The 23,942-nt window shown below is 72.8% G+C and carries 22 protein-coding genes; 14 read left to right on the forward strand and 8 right to left on the reverse strand.

What is annotated here, in order from left to right; translation table 11 throughout:
• The first annotated feature begins 51 nt into the window (after positions 1–51).
• From ACIO9J_RS22905 to ACIO9J_RS22925, 5 genes are all read left to right on the forward strand, one after another.
• Positions 52–1,134 (forward strand): M20 family metallopeptidase, encoded by a 1,083-nt coding sequence (locus ACIO9J_RS22905; RefSeq protein ID WP_402003570.1) that lies wholly within the window; start codon positions 52–54, stop codon positions 1,132–1,134.
• The gene (locus ACIO9J_RS22910; protein ID WP_402002459.1) at positions 1,131–1,991 is read left to right on the forward strand and encodes a GNAT family N-acetyltransferase; all 861 of its coding nucleotides are present in this window, start codon (positions 1,131–1,133) and stop codon (positions 1,989–1,991) included. The genes ACIO9J_RS22905 and ACIO9J_RS22910 overlap by 4 nt, the downstream gene beginning before the upstream one ends.
• Before the next feature lie 5 nt (positions 1,992–1,996).
• Positions 1,997–3,100, forward strand: coding sequence for an o-succinylbenzoate synthase (gene menC, locus ACIO9J_RS22915; RefSeq protein ID WP_402003573.1), 1,104 nt, complete (start codon positions 1,997–1,999; stop codon positions 3,098–3,100).
• Between the two features lie 117 nt (positions 3,101–3,217).
• Complete coding sequence (locus tag ACIO9J_RS22920) at positions 3,218–4,015, forward strand: SAM-dependent methyltransferase (RefSeq protein ID WP_402002462.1); 798 nt, start codon at positions 3,218–3,220, stop codon at positions 4,013–4,015.
• 92 nt (positions 4,016–4,107) lie between these two features.
• Positions 4,108–5,829 carry an FG-GAP repeat protein gene (locus tag ACIO9J_RS22925; protein WP_402002465.1) on the forward strand — a complete coding sequence of 574 codons (1,722 nt, stop codon included), beginning with the start codon at positions 4,108–4,110 and terminating at the stop codon, positions 5,827–5,829.
• Positions 5,830–5,844: 15 nt separating this feature from the next.
• Here the strand turns inward: ACIO9J_RS22925 and ACIO9J_RS22930 are convergent, their stop codons facing one another.
• Complete coding sequence (locus ACIO9J_RS22930; protein WP_402002468.1) at positions 5,845–7,176, reverse strand: MFS transporter; 1,332 nt, start codon at positions 7,174–7,176, stop codon at positions 5,845–5,847.
• 95 nt (positions 7,177–7,271) lie between these two features.
• Here ACIO9J_RS22930 and ACIO9J_RS22935 point away from each other — a divergent pair, with 95 nt between their 5' ends.
• The gene (locus tag ACIO9J_RS22935; protein ID WP_402002471.1) at positions 7,272–7,730 is read left to right on the forward strand and encodes a winged helix-turn-helix transcriptional regulator; all 459 of its coding nucleotides are present in this window, start codon (positions 7,272–7,274) and stop codon (positions 7,728–7,730) included.
• Positions 7,731–8,018: 288 nt separating this feature from the next.
• Here the strand turns inward: ACIO9J_RS22935 and ACIO9J_RS22940 are convergent, their stop codons facing one another.
• Complete coding sequence (locus ACIO9J_RS22940; protein ID WP_402002474.1) at positions 8,019–8,288, reverse strand: hypothetical protein; 270 nt, start codon at positions 8,286–8,288, stop codon at positions 8,019–8,021.
• Between the two features lie 163 nt (positions 8,289–8,451).
• Here ACIO9J_RS22940 and ACIO9J_RS22945 point away from each other — a divergent pair, with 163 nt between their 5' ends.
• Positions 8,452–9,846, forward strand: coding sequence for a glutamate decarboxylase (locus tag ACIO9J_RS22945; RefSeq protein ID WP_402002477.1), 1,395 nt, complete (start codon positions 8,452–8,454; stop codon positions 9,844–9,846).
• A gap of 76 nt (positions 9,847–9,922) precedes the next feature.
• Here the strand turns inward: ACIO9J_RS22945 and ACIO9J_RS22950 are convergent, their stop codons facing one another.
• Positions 9,923–10,225, reverse strand: a complete 303-nt coding sequence (locus ACIO9J_RS22950) for a YrhK family protein (protein WP_402002480.1) — start codon at positions 10,223–10,225, stop codon at positions 9,923–9,925.
• Positions 10,226–10,407: 182 nt separating this feature from the next.
• Here ACIO9J_RS22950 and ACIO9J_RS22955 point away from each other — a divergent pair, with 182 nt between their 5' ends.
• The 4 genes from ACIO9J_RS22955 (at position 10,408) to ACIO9J_RS22970 (ending at position 13,179) form a co-directional block, all read left to right on the forward strand.
• Entirely contained in the window at positions 10,408–10,833 is a 426-nt protein-coding gene (locus ACIO9J_RS22955) for a DUF302 domain-containing protein (RefSeq protein WP_402002487.1), read from the forward strand.
• A gap of 36 nt (positions 10,834–10,869) precedes the next feature.
• A complete protein-coding gene (locus ACIO9J_RS22960; RefSeq protein ID WP_402002490.1) occupies positions 10,870–12,078 on the forward strand; it encodes a cytochrome P450 in 1,209 nt (402 codons plus the stop codon).
• A 66-nt stretch (positions 12,079–12,144) separates the two neighbouring features.
• Positions 12,145–12,696, forward strand: a complete 552-nt coding sequence (locus ACIO9J_RS22965) for a DUF421 domain-containing protein (protein WP_402002493.1) — start codon at positions 12,145–12,147, stop codon at positions 12,694–12,696.
• A gap of 99 nt (positions 12,697–12,795) precedes the next feature.
• Complete coding sequence (locus ACIO9J_RS22970; RefSeq protein ID WP_402002496.1) at positions 12,796–13,179, forward strand: hypothetical protein; 384 nt, start codon at positions 12,796–12,798, stop codon at positions 13,177–13,179.
• A gap of 40 nt (positions 13,180–13,219) precedes the next feature.
• Here the strand turns inward: ACIO9J_RS22970 and ACIO9J_RS22975 are convergent, their stop codons facing one another.
• On the reverse strand, positions 13,220–13,807 hold the full coding sequence (locus ACIO9J_RS22975; RefSeq protein ID WP_402002499.1) for a vitamin K epoxide reductase family protein: 588 nt from the start codon (positions 13,805–13,807) through the stop codon (positions 13,220–13,222).
• 81 nt (positions 13,808–13,888) lie between these two features.
• Entirely contained in the window at positions 13,889–14,470 is a 582-nt protein-coding gene (locus ACIO9J_RS22980; RefSeq protein WP_402002502.1) for a hypothetical protein, read from the reverse strand.
• Between the two features lie 253 nt (positions 14,471–14,723).
• On the opposite strand from ACIO9J_RS22980, the gene ACIO9J_RS22985 reads away from it, so the two are divergent.
• Complete coding sequence (locus tag ACIO9J_RS22985; protein ID WP_402002505.1) at positions 14,724–16,463, forward strand: BTAD domain-containing putative transcriptional regulator; 1,740 nt, start codon at positions 14,724–14,726, stop codon at positions 16,461–16,463.
• 12 nt (positions 16,464–16,475) lie between these two features.
• Here the strand turns inward: ACIO9J_RS22985 and ACIO9J_RS22990 are convergent, their stop codons facing one another.
• Together ACIO9J_RS22990 and ACIO9J_RS22995 are read right to left on the reverse strand one after the other, a co-directional pair.
• A complete protein-coding gene (locus ACIO9J_RS22990; protein WP_402002508.1) occupies positions 16,476–17,771 on the reverse strand; it encodes a M20 family metallopeptidase in 1,296 nt (431 codons plus the stop codon).
• On the reverse strand, positions 17,768–20,347 hold the full coding sequence (locus ACIO9J_RS22995; RefSeq protein ID WP_402002511.1) for an ATP-dependent Clp protease ATP-binding subunit: 2,580 nt from the start codon (positions 20,345–20,347) through the stop codon (positions 17,768–17,770). Before ACIO9J_RS22995 ends, ACIO9J_RS22990 begins: the two co-directional genes overlap by 4 nt.
• 396 nt (positions 20,348–20,743) lie before the next feature.
• Between ACIO9J_RS22995 and ACIO9J_RS23000 the strand changes: the two genes are divergently transcribed.
• The gene (locus ACIO9J_RS23000; RefSeq protein ID WP_402002514.1) at positions 20,744–21,385 is read left to right on the forward strand and encodes an HdeD family acid-resistance protein; all 642 of its coding nucleotides are present in this window, start codon (positions 20,744–20,746) and stop codon (positions 21,383–21,385) included.
• A 30-nt stretch (positions 21,386–21,415) separates the two neighbouring features.
• Positions 21,416–22,960 carry a threonine/serine exporter ThrE family protein gene (locus tag ACIO9J_RS23005; protein WP_402002516.1) on the forward strand — a complete coding sequence of 515 codons (1,545 nt, stop codon included), beginning with the start codon at positions 21,416–21,418 and terminating at the stop codon, positions 22,958–22,960.
• 33 nt (positions 22,961–22,993) lie between these two features.
• Here the strand turns inward: ACIO9J_RS23005 and hemC are convergent, their stop codons facing one another.
• Positions 22,994–23,929 carry a hydroxymethylbilane synthase gene (hemC, locus tag ACIO9J_RS23010; protein WP_402002519.1) on the reverse strand — a complete coding sequence of 312 codons (936 nt, stop codon included), beginning with the start codon at positions 23,927–23,929 and terminating at the stop codon, positions 22,994–22,996.
• Between the last annotated feature and the right edge of the window lie 13 nt (positions 23,930–23,942).

A 23,942-nucleotide genomic window follows, 5' to 3' on the forward strand; every position in this document is an offset into this window, starting at 1 on the left:
CCCGTGCAGGCCGATCACGCACCCCTTCCCGCCGCGCCGCCCCTCGACGCGATGCTCGCCGACCTCGAAGAGCTCGTGACCTGCGAGTCGTACTCCGCCGATCACGAGGCCGTGGCCCGCAGCGCTCGCGTCGTGGCCGAGCAGGGCGCCCGGCTGCTCGGCGCCCGCCCCGAGACGATCGTCACCGGCGGAGTCACCCACCTGCGGTGGAGCTTCGGCGCCCCGCGCACGCTGCTGCTCGGCCACCACGACACGGTCTGGCCCATGGGCACCCTCAAGACCCACCCGTTCTCGGTCGAGCGGGGCATCGCCCGCGGCCCCGGCGTCTTCGACATGAAGGCCGGTCTCGTCCAGATGTTCCACGCCCTGGCCCAACTGCCGTCCCTCGACGGCATCTGCGTCCTGGTCACCGGCGACGAGGAGGTCGGATCGGATACCTCGCGCGCCCTCATCGAGGAGAGCGCGCGCGCCTGCCGGGCCGCGCTCGTCCTGGAGGCCGCCGCCGCGGGCGGCGCCCTCAAGACGTGCCGCAAGGGCGTGTCCAACTACCAGCTCACCGTGCACGGCCGCGCCGCCCACGCCGGGCTCGAACCGGAGAAGGGCATCAACGCCGCGACCGAGCTCGCCCACCACCTGCTCGCGCTCGGCGACATCACCGAAGCCGTCACCGTCCGCACCGGGCCGGGGACGACGGTCACCCCGACCGTGCTGTCGGCCGGTACCGCCACCAACACCGTCCCGGCCCGCGCCGAGCTGAGCATCGACGTACGCGTGCCCAGCCCGGCGGCCCAGACGGCGGTCCACGAGCTCGTCACGGCGCTGCGGCCGCACCACCCCGAGGCCGGTCTGCGCGTCGAGGGCGGCCCCAACCGCCCGCCCCTGGACGCCGACGCCTCCGAGGCCCTGTTCGCGCTCGCCTCGCGGACGGCCGCACGCCTGGGCATGGAGCCCCTCAAGGAGGCGTCCGTCGGCGGCGCGTCCGACGGCAACTACACCGCGGGCGTCGGATGCCCCACCCTCGACGGACTCGGCGCCGTCGGCGACGGCGCCCACGCCGACCACGAGCACGTCGTCACCGCCGAGATGCCGGTCCGCGCCCAGCTCCTTGCCCACCTCATCGGAGCGATGCCGTGAACGACGTCGACACCCTTCCCGACACCCTTCCCGACACCCGCGAGACGGGGACCATGACCTCCCTCGACATCCGCGAACTGCACGCCATGGACGACCTGGAGGCCGTCTGCCGCCTCTACGGTGAGATCTGGGGCACCCACCCGGACCAGGGCCCCGTCTCCGCCGAGGTCATGCGGGCCCTCGGACACGCGGGCAACTACGTGGCCGGGGCGTACGAGAACGGGCGGCTCGTCGGCGCGTCCGTCGCCTTCTTCGGCGAACCCGCCGCGGCCACCCTGCACTCGCACATCACGGGCGCCACCGCGGGCCGCGGCATAGGGCTCGCCCTCAAGCTGCACCAGAAGCAGTGGGCGCTGCGGCGCGGCATCACCCGGATCACCTGGACGTACGACCCGCTCATCCGCCGCAACGCCCACTTCAACCTCACCAAGCTCGGCGCCCGCCCCGAGGAATACCTCCGCTCCTTCTACGGCGCCATGGACGACGCGATCAACGGCGGCGACGAGTCCGACCGGGTCCTCGCCGCATGGGACCTGACGGCGCGTCCGGCCGATCCTTCCGCCTGGGACGAGGCCGCCGCAGACGCCGTGCGCGCCGTACGCAACCGGGGCGGACGCCCCGAAGTCACCGCCACCGAGGCCGAGTTCGTCCTCGTCGACCTGCCCGACGACATTGAGGCGCTGCGCCGCAGCGACCCGGACGCGGCGCGCGCGTGGCGGCTCGCCGTCCGCGACACCCTCGGCACCCTCCTCGACGAGGGAGCCCGCGTGCTCGGCCTCCACGACCGCCGCAGCTATCTCGTGCACCGCACGCCCACCACCGGACCCGTCCGCCCCCACACGGAGAGCACCCTGTGACCACCATGAAGATCTCCGGCATCGAACTGCGCCGCATCGCCATGCCGCTCGTCTCGCCCTTCCGCACCTCCTTCGGCGTCGAGACCAGCCGCGACGTCCTCCTCGTCCGGGTGGTGACCGACGACGGCGAGGGCTGGGCCGAGTGCGCCGCCATGTCCGAACCCCGCTACTGCAGCGAGTACGTCGACGGCGCCCAGCGCGTCCTGCGCGACTTCCTGATCCCGGCCCTGCCGAAGGACGGCGTGAACGCCGCGACCGTGAGCCGCTTCCTGGAGCCGTTCACCGGGCACCGCATGGCCAAGTCCGCCCTGGAGACCGCCATCCTGGACGCCCAACTCCGCACGCGTGGCGAGTCGTTCGGCTCCTACCTCGGCGCCGAGCGCGACCGCGTCCCCTGCGGAGTCTCGGTCGGCATCATGGACTCCATCCCCCAACTTATCGACGCGGTGGAGCGGTACGTCGCCGAGGGGTACGTCCGCATCAAGCTGAAGATCGAGCCCGGCTGGGACGTCGAGCCCGTCCGCGCGGTCCGTGAGCGCTTCGGCGACGAGCTGCTCCTGCAAGTCGACGCCAACGCCGCGTACACCCTCGTCGACGCCCAACACCTGGCCAAGCTCGACGAGTTCGGCCTCCTCCTGATCGAGCAGCCGCTCGCCAACGACGACATGGTGCAGCACGCGCAGCTCGCCAAGATGCTGCGCACCCCCGTCTGCCTCGACGAGTCCATCGAGTCCGCCGCGCACGCCGCCGCGGCCATCACGCTCGGCGCCTGCTCCATCATCAACGTCAAGCCCGCCCGGGTCGGCGGCTATCTGGAGGCCCGCCGCATCCACGACCTCGCGAGCGCCCATGGCATCCCCGTCTGGTGCGGCGGCATGCTGGAGACCGGCATCGGCCGTGCCGCCAACGTCGCCCTCGCGGCGCTGCCCGGCTTCACCCTCCCCGGCGACACCTCCGGCTCCAGCCGCTACTTCGCCACCGACATCACGGAACCGTTCGTCCTGCGGGACGGTCACCTCGACGTACCGAAGGGCCCCGGCCTCGGCGTCGAGCCCCTGCCCGACGTCCTGGCCGACGTGACCACGTCGACCGAGTGGATCGCCCTCTAGCGCGCCGACCGCCGGTGGCACACAACACCGCCTGTGGGCAGGGGTGTTCGTGTGAAAGGGTGTGCCCATCGGTACGCGGCCCCGCCGGGGCGTGACGGCGGACGAGAGGGGCGGGCGTTGAGCCAGGGCGGGTTCCGCGTGGGGGAGATAGACACGAGCAAGCCGCACCCGGCGCGCATCTACGACTATCTGCTGGGTGGCAAGGACAACTACGAGGTGGACCAGCGGGCCGGCGACGAACTCGCCGCCGCCGCGCCCGAGGTCCGCATCGGGGTCCGGGCCAACCGCGCGTTCATGCGCCGCGCCGTCCGGCACGTCACCGGCGCGGGCGTCCACCAGATCCTCGACATCGGCACCGGCCTGCCCACCTCGCCCAACGTGCACGAGATCGCCCACGAGACGGTGCCTGACGCGCGGGTCGCGTACGTGGACAACGACCCGATCGTCCACACCCATGCCGAGGCCCTGCTCCACGGCGTCGGCGGCACCAGCAGCGTGCTCGCCGACCTGCGCGATCCACGGGCCGTCGTGGACCACCCCGACGTCCGCCGCGTCATCGACTTCGACGAGCCGGTGGCCCTCTTCCTCGTCGCCGTCGTCCACTTCCTCACCGACGCGGAGGAGCCCGAGCGGATCGTCGCCGACCTGCGCGACGCACTGCCCGCGGGCAGCTTCCTGGTGCTCTCGCACGCGACGGGCGACTTCGCCGACCGCACCGACGCCGAAGCCGTCTACCACCAGGCCACCGCCACCCTGAACTTGCGCACCCACGCCCGGGTCGAGCGGTTCTTCGCCGGCTTCGAACTGGCCGAGCCCGGCTTGGTCCAGGTTCCGTTCTGGCGCCCCGACGACGTCCCGGCGGCGCGGTCCGGCGAGATCGGTATTTACGGGGGCGTCGCGCGCAAGGCCGGTTGACGCGCCCGCGGCGCGGCTACCGGGCGTGCATGTGATCGAACGGATACCTTCCCGTGCGCCGTTCGCCGCTCTGATCTGCGGAGATTGACCTCATGGGTCATGTGCGTCGCAGGAATCGTCGCCGTCGGGGTCGCGTCCCCGCGCTCGTGTGCGGCATCGTGCTGCTCGCCGCGGGCTGCTCGGGCGGTGGCGACGACGAGTGGCGGCACGACGCCCTCGGCCGCTGCGCCACGTCCGTCCCCCACACCCCGGCCGCCTCCGCCCCGGAGAGGAAGCCGGACGAGAAGCCGGACAAGGACCCGGGGGAGAAGCCGGGGGAGAAGCCCAAGTCGCCGAACCGCGACGACTTCGACGGGGACGGCCGGCACGACCTGCTCCTCGCGGGCGCCTACCAGAAGCCGGGCTCGGCCCTGGTGCGTCACCAGGCCCTGCTGCTCGGGGCCCCGGGCGGCGCGGCGGCGGGCCGGCAGGTCTCGCTGACCGACGAGGTGCCGGGCCTCAAGGACGCCGAGGCCGGCGAGCACGGCCTCTCGGCAATCACCGGCGACTGGGACGACGACGGCCGGGCCGACATCCTCTACGACGCTCCGCACGACGTGTCGGAGAACGGTCCGCCCCACCACAAGGAGCAGATCGTGTGGGGCGCTCCCGGCGGGGTGAGCGGCAGGCCCACCGCGCTGTCGGACTCCGCGGTGCGGCACGTCGACTCGGGCGACTTCGACGGCGACGGGGCGACCGACCTCGTGTCGGGACCGTACAAGGCGTCGAAGGACGCGAGGAACGAAGTGCGCTGCGTGGCCGTCGACTTCGGCCCCTTCACCCGGGACGGCGAGCCGCAGGAGCGCCGCTACGCCGACATCACCCGGCGCGGCACGGTCCGCACGGACGCGTTCACGGCGGGCGACTTCGACGGCGACGGCCGCACCGAGTTCGTCACCTCCGGGTTCCGCGAGGCCGGCGAGGCCGTCCCGGACGAGAGCTATCCGGAGTACTTCGTGGACGTCTCCTACCACCACGTCGGCACCGACCGTTCGGTCTCGCGTACGGGCGGTCTGAAAGCGCTCGGCCACGGCAGGAACACCCACTACGACCCGGAGACCGGCGGCGGCGTCCCGAACCCCCTGGCGTCGTCGGCGGCCTCACTGACGACCCGTCTCACCGGCGACTTCGGCGGCAACGGCCGGACGGACCTGATCGACGAGGAACAGGTCTACTACGGAGGCGCCCAGGGGCCGGGCAGCGGCCGCGCCCCGACGGACACGATCAGGAGCGACGGCAAGGCGGTGGGCGACGTGAACGGTGACGGCCGCGACGACCTCGTGGTCTCCGACCACCGCGATCAGTACCACCGCGCCGGTACCGTCGCCGTCTTCCTCGGCGGCGCGCACGGCCTCGCCGAGCAGGCCGCTCACACATTCGACCGCAGGGACGTGGGCATGGCCGGCAGGGCGAAGGACGACCGTGCCCGCGACTCCTTCGGCAGCGGCCTGGCCCTCGCCGACCTGGACGGCGACGGCTGCGACGAACTGGCCGTACTGACCCAGGACTTCCCGGGCCGCGGCGCCACGGGCACCTACTGGATCGTGCCCGGCGGCCCGCGCGGCCCGGTCCCCTCCCGTGCCGTACGCCTTGGGTCTTTCGTTTGGATCAGGCCGGATCAGGGAGCGGGGTCTGGTGCGTGCGATCGCAAGGCGGAGGAGGGCGGCAACGCGGAGCGTTGGCAACCGACGACAACGCCGGAGGGGGCACCTCCCTGCTCGAGCGAAGCCGAGAGCTTGGGGGAGGGCGTGCCAGACCCCGCGAGCCCGGCCTGATCCAAACGAAAGACCCTAGACGTGTCCCGGCTCGGCCGCGGCTGAACCCGGCGTGCCGCTCGGCGAGCCGTGGCGGGTGAACGCCCACAGCGCGAGCGCGACGCAGCTGAACCCGGCGCCGAGTGCGCAGACCGCGCCCCAGCCCTCCGCCGTGTAGAGGGAGGTCGCGGCGATGGCGCCGGTGGCGCTGCCGAGCGAGTAGAAGACCATGTAGCCGCCGATGATCCGGCTGCCCGCGTCCGGGTGCAGCGCGTAGATCAGGGTCTGGTTGGTGACGTGGACGGCCTGCACCGCGAGGTCGAGCAGGATCACCCCGAGGAACAGGGCCCAGAGCGAGTCGCGGGTGAAGGCCAGCGGCAGCCATGAGAGGGCGAGCAGCGCGAGGGCGATACCGGTGGTCCGCTGCGAGAGCCCCCGGTCGTTGAGGCGGCCCGCCGCGCTCGCGGCCAGCGCGCCCGCGACACCGATGAGGCCGAGCGCCCCGATCGCGGTGTGCGAGAAGGAGTACGGGGCCTCACTCAGCGGCAGCGCGACGCTGCTCCACAGCGTGCTGAAGGAGGCGAAGATCAGCAGACCGAACAGGGCGCGGAGCCGCAGCAGCCGTTCCTTTGCGAAGAGGGTGAGCGTGGAGCGCAGGAGCTGTCCGTAGCGCAGGGACGTGGTGGGCGGGGCGTCGGCGCGGTGCGGCAGGACCCGGTGCAGGACCAGGGCGAGCAGCGTGGTGAGCGCGGCCGACGCCAGGTAGACGGCGCGCCAGCCCGCGAGGTCGGCGAGGGCGCCGGACACGGTGCGGGCGAGCAGGATGCCGATGACCACGCCGCTGGTGACCTGGCCGACGACGCGGCCGCGCCCGGCGGCCGGGGCCAGCGATGCCGCGAAGGCCAGCAAGGTCTGGGTGACGACTGCCAGCAGGCCCGTCGCGGCCATGCCCGCGAGCAGGAACGCCGCGGTGTGCGCGGTGGCCACCAGGGCCAACGCCCCGACCAGGAGCAGCAGTTGGGCCACGACGAGCCGTCTGCGGTCCGCCACGTCGCCCAGCGGTACGAGGAAGAAGAGGCCGAGGCCGTAGCCGACGTGCGTGAGGGTGACCACGCTGCCGACGAGCGCCGGGCTCATGGCGAGGTCGTGTCCCATGGTCACCAGGAGCGGCTGGGAGAAGTAGACGTTCGCCACCGCGGCGCCGCAGGCCACGGCGAAGAGCAGGACGACGCCGCGTGACAGGGCGAAGACGGGGTCGCGCGACAGGGCGAAGGCGGGGTCGCGCGGACTGTGCCGTGCGGTGTCGCCTTCCCCGCTCGGCTCCTCGGTCCGTCCCGTCACGGCCTCGCAGTTGCCGGCCATTGGCATCCCCTCCCATGAACTGGTTTCAACTTGCTACCGGTCGAGACCGTAACTTCCTTGGTAGCATGTTGCAACCACATCGGGAGTGAGGGGCGGATGCCATGGTGACCAGGACGCGGTTCGACGACAGCGAATGCCCGGTCGCCCGGTCGGTGGACGCGATCGGCGACTGGTGGTCGCTGCTGATCGTGCGCGACGCGTTCGACGGGAGCCGGCGCTTCGGGGAGTTCCAGCGCGGCCTCGGCGTCGCGAAGAACATCCTCACCGCGCGGCTGCGTTCCCTGGTCGCGGGCGGGGTCCTCGCATCCGTCCCCGCGTCGGACGGCAGCGCCTACCGCGAGTACGTACTGACGGAGAAGGGCAGAGCGCTCTTCCCCGTCATCGTGGCGCTGCGGCAGTGGGGCGAGGGGAACTTCTTCGAGCCCGGCGAACCGCACTCGGAGCTCGTCGACAGGCGGAGGGGGGAGCGGTTGCGCCCCTTGGAGGTGCGGTCCGCGGACGGGCGACGCCTGGAGCCGGACGACACGACGGTGCACAAGGTCTCCGGCGCGTCTGGCTGAGCTGGGGAGGGGGCGGCTCTGGACCGGGGGTGGCTCCGGGCCGGGGTGACTCCGAGCCGGGGCTGGCTCCGGGGTGAGGTCCCGTCCCCGTCCTGGGTCCGGGCGCAGCCTCAGGTCCGGTCCTCGTCCCGGATCCGGTCCTCGTCCCGGGTCTGGCCCCAGCCTCAGGCCCGGCCCCAGCCTCAGGCTCGGCCCCAGCCTCAGGCCCGGCCCCGCCCCAGATCCGCCCCCGCCCCAGGCCTGCCGCCGGCCCCAGCCCGCGCCCGACGGCCGAAGCCCCCCGCCCGATCAGTGAGTCGCCGTCCCCCCAGCCCCCCGCCCCCGCGATTTGGCGAACAGCCCCCAGAAGGAGACGACGGCCCACGTCCCCTCCAGGAGCAGGAACCCCCAGTCGCCCTCCACGACCGCGTCGACGGCCATCAGGAGTGAGCCGATCGCGTTGAGCCAGAGGTAGGACCAGGCATCGGTGCGCATCCGGTTCGCCTGTACGGCGACGAACGCGGCGAGGACGAGCAGGGAGCCGACGATCTGCACGGTGAGCCACATGCCGTCGATCATTCCGGGGCGCGTGAGGTCCGTGCGGCGCGCTGGTGCATTCGCCGCAGCGACTTCCTCCCTTCGATGGGAGCAGGCAGGGAGCCGCCGTGGACATCCCCGTCCGGGCTCGCGACGATCCCCACGATGACGGCGTCCGCCCTCGTGCCCGGAAGGAACCCGTCCCATGCCCCTGCACCGGACCACAGCCCACCCCGTCAAGCCCGGCAGCCCCTTCGACGACGTCTACGCGCTGCCGATCAGCGAGCAGATCCTGCCCAAGTACAAGATGCCGCGCTCGTCCTCCGACCCCCGCGCCGTCCGCGAACTCATCCACGACGAACTCGCGCTCGACGGCAACGCCTCGCAGAACCTCGCCACGTTCTGCACCACCTGGGCGGAGCCCGAGGTGCACCGGCTGATGGACGAGTGCCTCGACAAGAACATGATCGACAAGGACGAGTACCCGCAGACGGCCGAGATCGAGAACCGCTGCGTACACATGCTCGCCGACCTGTGGAACTCACCCGAGGGCGAGACCACCCTCGGCTGCTCCACCACCGGCTCCAGCGAGGCGTGCATGCTCGGCGGCCTCGCCCTCAAATGGCGCTGGCGCAAGCGCCGCGAGGCCGAGGGCAAGCCCACCGACCGGCCCAACATCGTCGCGGGACCCGTGCAGGTCTGCTGGGAGAAGTTCGCCCGCTACTTCGATGTCGAGCTGCGCCAAGTCCCGCTCCTCGACGACGCGTTGGGGATGCGCGCCGAGCAGCTCAAGGACTACGTCGACGAGAACACCATCGGCGTGGTCGCCATCCTCGGCGTCACCTTCACCTGCGTCTACGAACCGGTCGACCGGATCGTCGCCGAACTCGACCGCATCCAGGCCGAGACGGGGCTCGACGTTCCCGTGCACGTGGACGCGGCCAGCGGCGGTTTCCTCGCGCCGTTCCTCCACCCCGAACTCGTCTGGGACTTCCGGCTGCCGCGCGTCGCCTCCATCAACACCTCGGGGCACAAGTACGGCATGGCGCCCCTCGGCGTCGGCTGGGTGGTGTGGCGCTCGGCCGAGCTGCTACCCGAGGACCTGGTCTTCCGCGTGAACTACCTCGGCGGCGACCTGCCCACCTTCGCCCTGAACTTCTCCCGGCCCGGCGGCGAGATCGTCGCCCAGTACTACAACATGCTGCGCCTCGGCCGCGACGGCTACCGCAAGGTGTACGAGGCCTGCGCGGCCACCGCCCACATGCTCGCGGAACGGATCGAGAAGATGGGCCCGTTCACCGTCCTGTACGACGGCCGTGGCGCACTGCCCGCCGTCTCCTGGCGGCTCACCGATCCGGGAACGGCCGGGTTCACCCTCTACGACCTGACCGACGAGCTCCGCAAGCGCGGCTGGCAGGTCCCCGCCTACCCGCTGCCCGCCGGACGCGACGACACCGTCGTCCAGCGGGTCCTGGTGCGGCACGGCACGGGCCACGACAAGATCGGGCTGCTCGCCGACGACATCGGCGCCGCCGTCGACCGGCTGATGAAGTCGGGCCCCGGCGGCCACGCCCCCGAACAGCCGGGATTCCACCACTGACGGCCGCGCCGCGCGCCGTCCCCGCGCAATAGTCCAGGGAGGTCGGTAGTCCAGGGCGCTCAACAGCCGTGGGCGCTCAGTAGTCCTGGGCGTCGTCGTGCGGCGGCGCGGCGGTGGCGGGCACGCCGTCGCGCAGCCGCCGCAGATGCACCTGGCGCGCCAGCCGGATCGCCGGACGCAGCAGCAGCTCGACGCTGCCGAGCAGGAAGCGCCAGGTCCCGGTGCGCGTCCAGGAGGCGGAGAAGAACATCACGCTGCCCGTGATGAACCACAGGGCGATCAGGACGTCGTTGAGGATGCTCACCGCCTCGTAGCGGCGGCGGATGACGATCTCGTCGTGGCCGATCCGGAGGACGAGCTGCTGGTCTCGGGGTGTCACTCCGCGCACGCCAGGCGCAGGGGGGGCCGGTCCGCGGGTGGTCCCCGGCGGCCGGGTCGCCCGAACGTGTGGCCGCGGCGCCGCACGCGCGCGGCGTCCGCCACGCACGACCACCTCCCTGGCGGCCCCTCGCCGGGCGGGTCGCCCGCCCCTGCGCGCCGCCGCCACCTACGGTGAAACGCGTGAACGAACCAATGCCCAGCGAGACGGCCTCGGGGCTCGTCACGCTTCCCGCGCACGGCACCGTCGACGCCGTGGTGGACCGGCTGCGCACCGCGGCGACCGAGGCCGGCCACCACGTGTTCGCCGTCATCGACCACCAGGCCAACGCGGAGAAGGCGGACATGACGCTCCGCCCCACCCGGCTCGTCCTGTTCGGCAGACCGGCCATCGGCACCCGGCTGATGCAGGACCGGCAGACCGCCGGGATCGACCTGCCCTCCAAGGTGCTCGTCTGGCAGGACGAACACGGCGAGACCCAGCTGACCTTCTCCACCGGCACCTGGCTCGCGAACCGGCACGGACTCAAGACGAGCGGCCGCGAGACAGCCGCCCGACTCGACGCCGCCGTACGGGAGTTCGTGACCCGGGCCAGACGCCCCCTGTGACTTGACTGTGCGTCAGATGCGGTCGACCGTGACGCCATGACCTCACTGTCGCCGTCCGCCGCCCGCTATGTGCCGAGCTCCGGCGAGGCATGGCGGGACCCCTACGACATGTACGCCGGGCTGCGCGACCGCGACCCGCTGCATCATGCCGAGGACGGCGACTACTGGGTCCTCTCGCGCTACGACGACGTGGTGCACGCGCTGCGCCACCCCGGGCTGTTCTCCTCGCGCGGCGGTCTGACGTCTGCCTACGACGACATGGCGGCGGCAGGCGTCGAAGGGGCGCCGCCGCTCGTCATGCTCGATCCGCCCGAGCACACCGAGTTCCGCAAACTCCTCACCAAGGGCTTCACGCCCCGCAGGGTGACGGCCATCGCCCCCGCGGTGCGCGCGTTCGTACGCGAACGCCTCGACGCGATCGACGCGGCGGGCGGCCGTGCCGACATCGTCGCCGAGCTGTTCGGGCCGCTGCCCTGCTTCGTGGTCGCGCACTACCTCGGGGTCGACGAGGCCGACCGGACGCGCTTCGCCGGCTGGACGCGCGCCATCGTCGAGGCGGGCGGCGCGGGGGACGTGCTCGGCGCGCACGAGGCGGTCGGTGACCTCTTCGGGTACTTCGCCGAGCTGATCGAGCGCCGCCGCGCGGAACCGGCCGACGACACGGTCTCCGACCTCGTCCGCCTGATGGACGGCGATCCGCACGCCGTGATCCGCATCCTGGGATTCGCTTTCACGATGATCGCCGGTGGCAACGACACGACCATCGGCCTGCTCGGCACGGCGGGCCAGCTCCTGACCGAGCGCCCCGAGCTGCGCGCGGCACTCCTGGACGACCCCGGACTCGTCGCCCCCGCCGTCGAGGAGTCGCTGCGCCTCGGCTCGCCCGTCCAGGGCCTGGCCCGCACCCTCACCGCCGACCTCACCCTGCACGGCGCGACGGCACCGGCGGGACGCAAGGTGCTGGTCCTCTACGCGTCGGCCAACCGCGACCCGCGCGCCTTCGGCCCCGGCGTCGACGAACCCGACCTCTCCCGTACGGGACCCCAGCACCTCGCCTTCGGATACGGCGCGCACCACTGCCTCGGCGCCGCGGCCGCCCGTCTCCAGGGGCGCATCGTCCTGGAGGAACTCCTCGCCCGCTTCCCCCGGTTCACGGTGGACGCGGCGGGCGGCACCTTCGCGGGCGGCCGGTACGTGCGGCGCCACGAGACGCTGCCGTTCCACGCGGACGGGGGCCGTCCGTGACGCGGTGCCGGTGCGGCCGCCGCCAGATCCCGCACCGGGCGCCCCGACGTCCCTAGAGTGTCCGAAATGTGGCATGACATGGTGGTGTCGGGCATCGGCTACGGCGAGAAGGCCCTCCGGACTGTTCTCGTCTACTTGGCGCTCGTGGTGCTGCTGCGCCTCGTCGGCAAACGCGGCCTCGCCCAGCTCAACACCTTCGACCTCGTCGTCATGCTGCTGCTCTCCAACGTGGTGCAGAACGCCGTCATCGGCCCCGACGACTCGGTCACCGGCGGGCTCTTCGGCGCCGCCGTCCTGATGGCGGCCAACTCGGTCCTGGTCCGCTGCGCCGCCCGCTACGACTGGCTCTTCCGCCTCTTCGAGGGGACACCGACCGTACTGGCCCGCGACGGCCGCTACGACGACCGTGAGGTCACGCGCCAGGGGCTGCGGCGCGGCGTCCTCGACGTCGCCATCCACACTCAGGGCGGCGACCACGTCGAGGAGACGGAGCTGGTGGTCCTCGAACCGGGCGGCACGCTGCTCGTCAAGCTGAAGCCGGGCGACCAGGTGGCGGACAAGGACGACATCGCCGCGCTCCGCAGAGTCCTTGCCGGCCTGGATCGCCGCGGCGGCTGAGGAAGATCATTCCGTTTGCCGACGAGGCGCCCCGTGATGATCCTTGGCGTCGGCGCGCGCCGACGGGCGCGCCGATCGCGAACGAACGAGGGGGACAGGGTGGGGCTTCACCTCTATCCGAACGACGACGAGGTGACCAGCCCGGACATCTCCTGGTCCTACAGCGGCTTCCGCATGTTCCGGGAGTGGCTGGCCCAGGCCGAGGGCTTCGTCCTCGCCGAGATGCGCGGCCACGACGGGAACCGCCCGTGGAGCGACGTCACCACCACGCTGGAACCGCTGCTCCACCACGCGGACGACGACGGCCCCGACCTCGCACCGGACCAGTGCGCGGCCATGCTGCCCCGCCTGCGGGCCATCGCCGACGAACGGCGGAGTGACGCGGCCGACCCCGTGGTCGGCAGGCGCGTGGACGACACCCGTCAGCTGATCACCGTCATGGAGTTCTGCGTGGCGGAGGACCTGCCGCTGGTCTTCGGCTGACCGCGCGGAGCCTCCGCGACAGACGTGCAGACCCCCGCCCTCACCACAGCCGCGCGCCGAAGCGGGTCAGGATCAGTACGGCGAGGACCCCGTACATCAGCACCGGACCCAGCCACGCGTACCGGGTCACCGTCGCCGTGAGCCGCCGGGGCGCGGGCAGCACGCCCGAGCGCAGGGAGTGCAGCGTCACGTACCAGAAGAGGGGCAGGACGACCGCCCAGACGAGCATGCACCACGGGCACAGCGCCCCGATGACGTACAGGCACTGGGTGATCAGCCAGACCACGAAGCCGAACGCCGCCGTCACGCCCGCCTGGAGGAGCATCCACAGCCAGCGGGGGAAGCGGGCGCCGGACAGCAGGGCGAGCCCGAACGCGGCAAGCGCGGCGAAACCGGCGATGCCGAACAGCGTGTTCGGGATGCCGAACACATTGCTCTGCCAGGCCTCCATGACGTCGCCGCAGCTGAGCACCGTGTTGATGTTGCAGCCGGGGGCGAACGCCGGATCGGCGAGCGACGCGATGCGGTCACGGGTCAGCTCGGCGGACGCGACCGTGCCGAGCACTCCGGCGAGCAGCATGAGCAGGCTCGGCCCGCGGCCTGCGCGGACGTTCGTGGACTGGGGCATGCGGTCCAAGGGTGGCCGTCACCCAGGCGCCGGGGCAGTGCCGACGGTCCCTGGGTGACGGGCCGTTCGGCCCGGAGCGGCTCAGGAGCTCTTGGCCCGGAACTTCTCCGCGAGATCGGCGCCACGGATGACGCCGCCCGTGTGGTACTTCAGGCCCCACGCGTCGATGATCGAGCCGTCGCCGAACACGCACCCGGAGATCACCTGGTCCGACCGCGTGGCGCCCTTGGGCCCCCAGCCGCCGGAGTCCAGCTTTCCGGGGCCGTACATCGCGGTGCCGTTGATGGCGTGGCAGTAGGCGATGGACGGATTGCCGGTGCCGCCGCCGGGGTCGGCGAACTTGCGCTGGTAGGCGCGCTGGGCCAGCGTCTCCTTCTCGGCGGCCAGGGTGTCCGCCGCGACGGCGATCCGGGAGCCGTCGTCGGCGCTGAAGACACACATCGTCCGCTCGCCGCCGAGCCGGACGAGCTTCTGCGTGGCAGGGTCCGTGCGGTAGGGGTACTGGGTCTGTGGGGTGCCGCCCTGCTTGGCGCACCACGCGGCGGCGGAGATCTTGGCGGTCGGATGCTGCGCGTCGGGGCCGCTCTGCGCGGCCTGGGCCACGGCGGCGGTCGTGCCGAGCAGAAACAGGACACCGGCACCGATGACTCGGGAGCGTTTCACACTGCCTCCTCAGGGAGGGACGTCGGCCTCTTCGGCGAGGGACGTGGGGGAGTGGTGGGCGAACGCACACATCCTGAGCACCGGTTTCGACACCGTCAACGCGCTGCGCACGGCCGCTCGGAGGCCCGGACGACATTGGCGTGATCTTCGCGGGACGCGCCCCTGAAGTGCCGGAACGGACGACGACTTCCGGCCAGTAACTCCCCTGTAACGGCCCCTCTTCGGCGGGCGGCTGCGGCTAGAGTGACCGACCGTGAGGGGCGCGGCAGCACACTCGGACGGCGTCGCGGAGCAGGCGACGGCGGCTCCGCCGCTCCTCCGCATCCACCTTCTCGGCGGCTTCCGCACGGCCAGGGACGGCGGCGCGCGGACCGTCGAACGCTGGTCGAGGCCCGGCGCCCGCACCTTGGTGAAGCTGCTCGCGGTCACCCCCGGGCACCAGTTGCACCGCGAGCGCGTGATGGCCGCGTGCTGGCCCGACGCCGAACTCGCCCCCGCCCTCAGGAGCCTGCGCGTCGCCCTGCACACCGCCCGGCACGCCCTGGAACCCGAACTCGCCCCACGCGCCGCCTCCGCCTACCTGATCGGGGACGGCGCACTCATCCGCCTGGCGCCCGAGTGCGTCTGGATCGACACCGACCACGCGGCGACGCTCGCCGAGCACGCGCTCGCGGCGGACTCCCTGCCCGAACTCACCGCAGCCCTGGCCGCGTTCACCGGCGAACCGCTCCCCGAGGACCGCTACGCGCCCTGGGCCGACCTCTGCCGTGAACGCCTCGGCGAGCTCTCCCGACGCGTCGCACTCGCCCTCGCTGGTGCGCAGTTGGGCGCGGACGACCTGGACGGCGCGGTCCGCACCGCCCGCCGTGCCCTGGCCGACGCCCCCGCAGAGGAGGCCGCGCACCGGGTGCTGATCGAGGCGTATCTGCGCCAGGGCCTGCGAGGCAGGGCGATCCGTCAGTACGAGGTGTGCGCGGCCGCCTTGGCCGACGAACTCGGCGCCACGCCGGGACCGGAGACACGGCGGCTGCACCGGGCCGCGCGGCGCACGCCGCACTCCGTCGCACGGGAGCGGTCCGGGTCCGCCATGGAACGGGAGGCCGAGGACGCCGCACGGGTGCGACTCGCCTGGGCCGCGTCCCTGGAGCGCTCGGGGCGCTACGCGGAAGCGGCCCGCACGCTCCACGAGGCCCTCGACTCCTACGAACGGCACGGTGAGCGTGACGACTGCGTGCTGACCGCCGCCCGCCTCGCCGAAGTGCTGTGCCGCAGCGCCACGTCGGAGCAGGCGCACGCCACGCTGAGGCGACACGCGCCCACCTCGCGTACGCCCGCGGCCGTGACCGGCACGCACCACATGGCCCGCGCCATGGTCGGCTTCTACGCGGGCGCTTACGACGAGGCGCTGACGGCGGCGCGCCTGGCCGAGGAGGCGAGCGCCGCCGTGCGCGGCGCCGAGGGGCAGGCGCTGCGGGCCCGCGCGCTGGCCCAGCAGTCCATCTGCCGCAGCCTCGCGGGCGAGCTTGACCTGGCGGTCGCGCTCGGCGAGCGGGCCCTTGCCCCCGCCGAGGCCTGCGGCGATCCGGCGCTGCTGGCCAACGTCTTGTCCGTACTGCGCGAGAACGCCTGCCGGGCGGGCAGCCTCGACGACGCCCTGCGCCACGGCCGCCGCGCGCTCACCCTGGCCGAACGCGCGGGACGCCCCACGGCCACCGCCTTCGAACGGGCCAACCTCGCCGAGCTGCACCTGCGCAGGGGCGAGCGGCCGGAGGCGGAGCAACTGGCCCGGTCCGCTGCCGAGTTGGCCGAACCCTTCGGTGAAGCGGCGCTGGCCTTCGCCCTGATCGCCCTCGCCCGCGTCCGCATGCACGCCGAACCGGCCGGGGCCGCGGCCCTGCTCGACCGCGCGGAGGGATGCGCCAGGGACAGCGACCACCACCAGGCGTCGGCGGAAGTCCGGCGGGCGCGCGGAGAGTTGGACGATCTCGGATAGGCGGTCGTCGGCTCACTCCGGCGCGAGGGCGCCGGTCAGGTGGTCGTAGGCGACGTGGGCGTGCAGGCGTACGCCGGTGACGAGGGTGTCGTCGTCGAGGTAGAAGTGCGGGTTGTGGTTGACGACCAGGCCCCGGCCGCCGGGGGTGGGGACGGGCGCGCCGGACCCGTCGAGTTCGGCGTCCTGGACGCCCAGCATGACGTACAGGCCGCCGTACTTGTTGACGAACTCCGAGACGTCGTCGTAGCCGAGCGTGGCGCCCGTGACGACCACCTTGTCCTCGCCGACGACGCGGCGGAAGGTGGGCAGCGCGGCGTCCACCCAGGGCTCGCGATTGTGTACGGCGGGGACGTCCTGGAGGTACTCGACCGTCGCCGAGGCCCCGTACGCCTGCGCCACGTGCTCAGCCATCCGCGTCAGCCGCCCCTGCACGTCCTTCATGTCCGATTCGACGGTGCAGTGGATGGTGCCCCAGAGCGTGATGGTCTGGCCGACGATGTTGAAGCGGCCGACGTCCTCGATGTGGCCGATCGTGACGGTGATCGGGTCGAACGCGGAGATCTGCCGGTAGAGCTGGCCGATGCCGACCTGGATCGCGCCGGCCGCGGGCATCGGGTCGATGCCCTGCCAGGGCGTGGAGCCGTGCACCTGCTGCCCGGTCAGCACGATCTTGATCATGCAGGAGGCGCCGTACTGGTTGCCGGCCCGGTAGGCGACGTGCCCCTTGGGGAACGGCGTGACGTGCATGCCGAACGCCATCGTCGGCTCCGGGTCCGCGCACGCCCCCTCCTCGATCATCGCGCGGGCGCCGCCCCGCTCGTCGGCGGGCGGCCCCTCCTCCGCGGGCTGGAAGACGAACAGGACCGTGCCGGGCAGCTCCTCGCGCACCCCCGCGAGGACGGTGGCCGCGCCGAGCAGCATCGCGGTGTGACCGTCGTGGCCGCAGGCGTGCGAGACGGGGAAGGGGCCGCCGGGATAGTCCTCGTCCACGACCTCGGAGGCGAAGTCGACGCCGCACAGGTCGGGTACGGGCAGTGCGTCGGTGTCGGCCCGCAGCGCGACGACGCGGCCGCTCTCCTTGCCGCCGCGCAGCACACCGACCACGCCGTGCCCCGCGATCCCCGTCCTGACCTCGTCCAGGCGCAGTGAAGCGAGGTGGTCGGCGACGAGCTTGGCGGTGGCGACCTCCCGGTTCGACAGCTCGGGGTGCCGGTGCAGATGGCGGCGCCAGGCGATGACCTGGTCGGTCACCTCGGCGGCGCGCCGGTCGAGGGCGGCGAGGACCGGGTCGGTGTGCGGGCTGCTCATGGGGCGACGGCCTCCCCGGTCCCGTCCGGCGCGCCGGGCCCCTCGTCCTGCTCGGGAGACCCGGGCCCATCGGACCGCTCGGGCGACCCGTCCCCGTCGGGCCGCTCGATGGCGCAGACGAGGGCGTCGTCCTTGACGTCCGCGACGATGGTGTCGCCCGGTTCCGCCTCGCCCATGAGGATCAACTCGGCCAGCCGGTTGTCCAGTTCGGTCTGGATCGTACGGCGCAGGGGGCGCGCCCCGAACTCCGGCTGGTGCCCGTGCGCGACCAGGAGCTTCTTGGCCGCCTCGGTGACCTCGAGCTCCAACCCCTGGGCGCGCACGCGGCGTTCGGACTGCTTGAGGAGCAGGGCGAGGATGCGGCTCAGATCGTCCTCGGCCAGGCCGTGGAAGATGATCGTCTCGTCGATGCGGTTGAGGAACTCAGGGGTGAAGTAGCCCCGCAGATCGGCCTTGAGGTCGTCCTTGATCTCGGAGACGTCGCCCTGGTGCGCGAGGATGCGCTGGGCGCCGATGTTCGAGGTCATCACGATCACGCAGTTGCGGAAGTCGACGGTGCGGCCCTGGGCGTCGGTGAGCCGCCCGTCGTCGAGTACCTGGAGCAGGGTGTTGAAGACGTCCGGGTGGGCCTTCTCCACCTCGTCGAAGAGCAGCACGCTGTACGGCTGCCTGCGCACCTTCTCGGTCAGTTGCCCGGCCTCCTCGTGCCCCACGTATCCGGGCGGGGCGCCGATCAGCCGCGAGACGGTGTGCTTCTCCTGGAACTCGCCCATGTCGAAGCGGACCATGCGGCTCTCGTCCCCGAACAGCAACTCCGCGAGCGCCTTGGCGAGTTCGGTCTTGCCGACGCCGGTCGGGCCGAGGAAGAGGAAGGACCCCACGGGCCGGTCGGGGTCGCCCATGCCCGCGCGGTTGCGGCGCACCGCCTGGGAGATCGCGGTGACCGCCTCGTCCTGCCCCACCACCCGGTCGTGCAGCGCGTCCTCCAGCTTGAGGAGCTTCTCCTTCTCGCTGGCGGTCATCTGCGCGACCGGAATGCCGGTGCGCCGGGACAGGATCTCGGCGATGTCGAGCGCGGTCACCTCCATCACGCCCTCGCGCCGCTCCTCGACCCCGGCGAGCTCGCTCTCGGCCGTCGCGATCTGCCGCTTGAGGCCGGAGGCCCGCTCGAAGTCCTCGGCGCCGACCGCCTCGTCCTTCTCCCGGCGCAGCTTGGCGATGCGGTCCTCGCGCTCGATGACGGCGCCGGACCTGCCCAGCGACTTCAGCCGGACGCGCGCGCCCGCCTGGTCCACCAGGTCGATGGCCTTGTCCGGCAGGAACCGGTCCGAGACGTAGCGGTCGGACAGCTCGGCCGCGGCGGTGAGCGCGCCGTCGGCGTAGCGGACCTGGTGATGGGCCTCGTAGGAGTCCCGCAGCCCTTCCAGGATCTGCACGGTCTCCTCGACGCTCGGCTCCGGGATGAGCACCGGCTGGAACCGGCGCTCCAGGGCGGCGTCCTTCTCGATGTACTTGCGGTACTCGTCGATGGTGGTCGCCCCCACGACGTGCAACTCCCCGCGGGCGAGGGCGGGTTTGAGCATGTTGCCCGCGTCCATCGCGCCCTCGCCGGAGGCGCCCGCGCCGACCACGGTGTGCAGTTCGTCGATGAAGAGGACCGTCGAGTCCGACGCCTCCTTGACCTCGTCGATGACCTTCTTCAGGCGCTCCTCGAACTGGCCGCGGTACTGCGCGCCCGCCACGAGCCCCGACAGGTCGAGCGAGACGACCCGCTTGCCCGCCAGCGTCCTGGGCACCTCGCCCGCCACGATGCGCTGCGCGAGGCCCTCGACGATCGCGGTCTTGCCGACGCCCGGCTCGCCGATCAGTACGGGGTTGTTCTTGGAGCGCCGGGAGAGGATCTCCACGGTCTGCTCGATCTCGTCGGCCCTGCCGACCACCGGGTCAAGGCGGCCGGCCTTCGCCTCCTCGGTGAGATCCCTGCCGTACTCGTCCAAGGTCGGCGTGGTGCTCGTGCCGCCGGTGGGCGTGCCCTCGGCCCGCGCGGCCGCCTCCGTGCCGTGCCCGAGCCGGTCCGCGTCCACGCCCTGCGCGGCGAGCGTCCGCGCCGCACCGGAGTCCGGGGTGCCGAGCAGCGCGGCGAGGATGTGCTCGGGGCCGATGTAGGACACCCCTGCCGCCTGGGAGCGCTCGAAGGCCGCCATCAGGACGCGCTTCGCTGCGGGCGTCAACTGCGGTTCGGCGGAAGGCACTTCGCTCGCGCCCGGCAGGGCATCGGCGATCGCCTTGCCCAGCTGGTCGGGGTCGGCGCCCGCCTGCGCGAGCAGGCTCCTGGCCGGGTCGACCTGGGTCGCGGCCCACAGCAGGTGCTCGGTGTCGAGGTCCGCGCTGCCGTCGTCGGCGGCGCGCGTGGTGGCCAGGCCGATCAACTCGCGCGCCGAGTCCGTGAGCAGCCGTCCGATGGGCACCCGCTGCACCTGTGGCGGCGAGGAGGCGGGGGACATCCCGAAGAAGCGGTTGAGCAGCTCGGAGAAGGGGTCGGGGCCGCCGAGGGATCCGAAGGAGGACATGGTCATGGTCGCGTCGCCGTCCAGGTCTGGGGCAGGTCGTCGTGCGGGGCACAAGCCTGTGCGGGGCCCAAGCCTGTGCGAGGCGGATCACCGGGGTGGATCACCGGGGTGGATCGCCGGGGCGGTCGCCCTCCCTCACTAAAACAAGCCCGACGTATTACCGCAGAAGGTGCGCACGCCGGTGAATTGGGGTAGCGGGACCCGCACCCGGGGACGCGGCTCCGCGCGCCTCCCCACGCTGCGGCCCGCGCTCCGGCCCGGTGCGGACGGCCCCGTCACCCGCTCGGCCGCACGGCGCCCCTCGGCCGACGGCCCTGCGCCCCGGCCCCGGACGCCCGCACCGCGGACCTTTCGGTCCTCGCTCCCGGTTGTCGCCGCGACGGCGCCGACCAGCCTGGAAGCATGCACACAGCCACTCCACCCACCCCGGACACCCCTCCAGGGCCGAGCGGGCCCGACGGCCCCGGCGGCCCCGACGGGCTCGCGGGGCCGCTGAACAGGCTGGTCCGCGGCGCCTGGCAGTACGTGCTCGTCTCGGGCGTGCTCGCCCTGGTCATGGGCGTACTCGCACTGGTCTGGCCCGGCGCGACACTGCTGGTCGCGGGCGCCTTCTTCGGCGCCTACCTGCTGGTCGGCGGCATCTTCCAGATCGTCGCCGCGTTCGGCACGCACGTGTCGGGCGCGATGCGGGTGCTGGCCTTCATCAGCGGCGCCCTGGGCATCCTGCTCGGCCTGTTCTGCTTCCGCGGCGCGATGCAGTCGATCCTGCTGCTCGCCCTGTGGATCGGCATCGGCTGGCTCTTCAAGGGCATCACGCTGACCATCGCCGCGGTCTCCGACCCGGACATGCCCGCCCGCGGCTGGCAGGCCGTCACCGGCATCGTGAGCGTGATCGCGGGCTGCGTCCTGATCGTCTCGCCCTTCGACTCGGTGGCGATCCTCACCGTGCTCGGCGGCTGCATGCTGATCGCGGTCGGCGTCGCCGAGATCGTCACCGCCCTCCAGATCCGCCGCCGCGCCAAGCAACTGCCGCACCACGTGTGACGGTCCCGGCCCGGACAGCGACGACCGACCATGGCACCCTCCGACCCGGCCGACGGGCGCCGACGCCACCGCAGACCCGTACGCCTGCGCACCCGGCAGCTTCCGCGGGCGGCCCCCGACGCCGCCGTACCCGACGCGCCCGCCGAACGCGAGCCGGCGGTCCCGCTGCGCCGCATGGCCCGGCGCGCCGGACGCGGTGCCGTGTCCGTGACCAGGCTGTGGCGGCGCAGGCTGCCGCCGCCCGACACCTCCGAACCCCCGCCGCCGCCCAAGGAGTTGGTGCGCTTCCTGCGCGACTGCGGAGTCGCCCTGTGCCGGGCGGGCGAGATCAGCGAACGCGTCCAGCGCGTCGTCACCACGCTCGGCACCCGCTACGGCCTGCACCCCGTGCACGCCTTCGTCCTGCCGACCGGCGTCTTCGTCCGGGTCGGCGACGGCCCCGACTCCGTCGTCGACTTCGCCCCGGTGCGCGGCGACACCCTGCGGCTCGACCAGATCGGCACCCTGTACGCGTTCGTCCGTGACCTCTACGAACACCCCGTGGACCCGGCCGAAGGCACCGAGCGGCTGCGCCAGGTCTACGCCCTGCCCGCCCGCTTCTCCGCCCCGCTGCGCGTACTCGGCTACACCGTCATGACCCTGGGGCTCGGCTTCCTCACCGTCCCCAGCCCCATGGCGCTGATCGGGTACGCCGCGCTCGGCGCCGCCGTCGGCACCCTGCGCGAGACGGTCGCCGCCCGCCTGCCGAGCCTCATGCTGGCGCTCCCGGTGCTCGCCGCGGTCCTGGTGACCGTCCTCGCGTACCGCTACAGCGGCCCGCTGCTCGGCGAGAACCCGGCGAAGCTCCTCATCCCGCCGCTCATCACCTTCCTGCCCGGCGCCGCCCTGACCATGGGGACCATGGAACTGGCCGCCGGATCCATCGTCTCCGGTTCGAGCCGCCTCATCTACGGGATGAGCGTCCTGGTCCTGCTGACCTTCGGCATCACGGTCGGCAGCCAGCTGATGACCGCGCACCCCATCCCGCACGGCACGGCCGCGTCCTCCTTCGGCGCCTGGGCGCCGTGGGCCGGAGCACTGCTCCTCGCCGTCGGCTATCTGTTCAACTCCTCGGCCGCCGCGCGGTCGTTGCCCTGGCTCATGCTCGCCCTGGTCCTGGTGGAGGGCACCCAGCAGCTCGGCAACGCGCTCTTCGGCAGCCTGTTCGGCGCCTTCCTCGGCGGGATGTCGCTGCCGGTGTTCAGCCAGATCATGCAGCGGTGGCGCAGCGCACCGCCCTCGCAGGTCACCTTCCTGCCCGCGTTCTGGCTCCTCGTCCCCGGCGCGCTGAGCCTGACGGGCGTCGGTGAACTCCTGGTCGGGCAGAGCGACCGGGGCCTGCCGACGATCGTCAGCGCCCTCATGACCGTCGTCGCCGTCGCGCTCGGCGTGCTCGTCGGGGCGGGCGCCACGCAGCCCAGGGAGGCCGGGGCCGCCGACGACCCGTCCCGCGCCGAGGAGCCCGACGCTCCCGAGGGGCGGGAGCCCGGCCCGGGGGAGCCCGGCGAGGCCGTCACTCCCTCAGCGCCTGGCTGAGGGCACGCCCCCGGTCAGGTGCGACGCGACCTTTCAGTGCGCGATCCCGTCGATCAGCTCACGCGCCCCCTGGCGCAGCAGCGCCACCGCCACGGACATGCCCAGGGTCGTGGGGTCGAGCGGACCCGCCCACTCCTGTGCGTTCAGGACCGTCTTGCCGTCCGGGGTGAACACACAGGCGCGCAGCGACAGATCGCCGCCCCGCTCCGAGCGGGCGAACCCGGCGATCGGCGAATTGCAGTGGCCCTGAAGGACGTGCAGGAACATCCGCTCGGCCGTCGCCTCCCGCCAGGCGTCCCGGTCGCCGAGCCCCGACACCGCGTCGATCGTGGTGGTGTCCTCCTCACGGCACTGCAGGGCCAGGATCCCCGCGCCGATCGGCGGGCACATCGTCTCCACCGACAGGATCTCGCTGGCCAGCTCGGGGCGGCCGATGCGGTCGAGGCCCGACTGGGCGAGCAGCAGCGCGTCGGCGTCGCCCGCCGCGAGCTTCGCCAGCCTGCGGCCCGCGTTCCCGCGCATCGGCACGCACTCCAACTCCGGGTGCGAGGCGGCGAGCTGCGCGACGCGGCGGACCGACGACGTGCCGATGCGGGTGCCCGCGGGCAGCTCGTCGAGGGTGCGGCCCTCGGGGTCGATGAGCGCGTCGCGGATGTCGTCCCGCTTGAGGAACGCGGCGAACGTGGTGCCGGCGGGCAGCGGCCGGTCCGCCGGTACGTCCTTCACGCAGTGCACCGCGAGGTCCGCCTCACCGGCGAGCAGCGCGGCGTCGACCTCCTTGGTGAAGGCCCCCTTGCCGCCGAGCTTCGCCAGGTCGCCCATCCAGCGGTCCCCGGAGGTCGTGACCGGCACGACTTCGGTCCGGATGCCGGGGTGCAGCGCGGCGAGTTCGCTGCGGACGCGCTCCACCTGGGCGAGGGCCATGGGGGAGGAGCGGGAGACGATGCGGATGAGTTCAGGAACGGACATGCGCTCCACGATA

It is taken from the genome of Streptomyces sp. NPDC087300 (assembly GCF_044744425.1).
GTDB lineage: Bacteria > Actinomycetota > Actinomycetes > Streptomycetales > Streptomycetaceae > Streptomyces.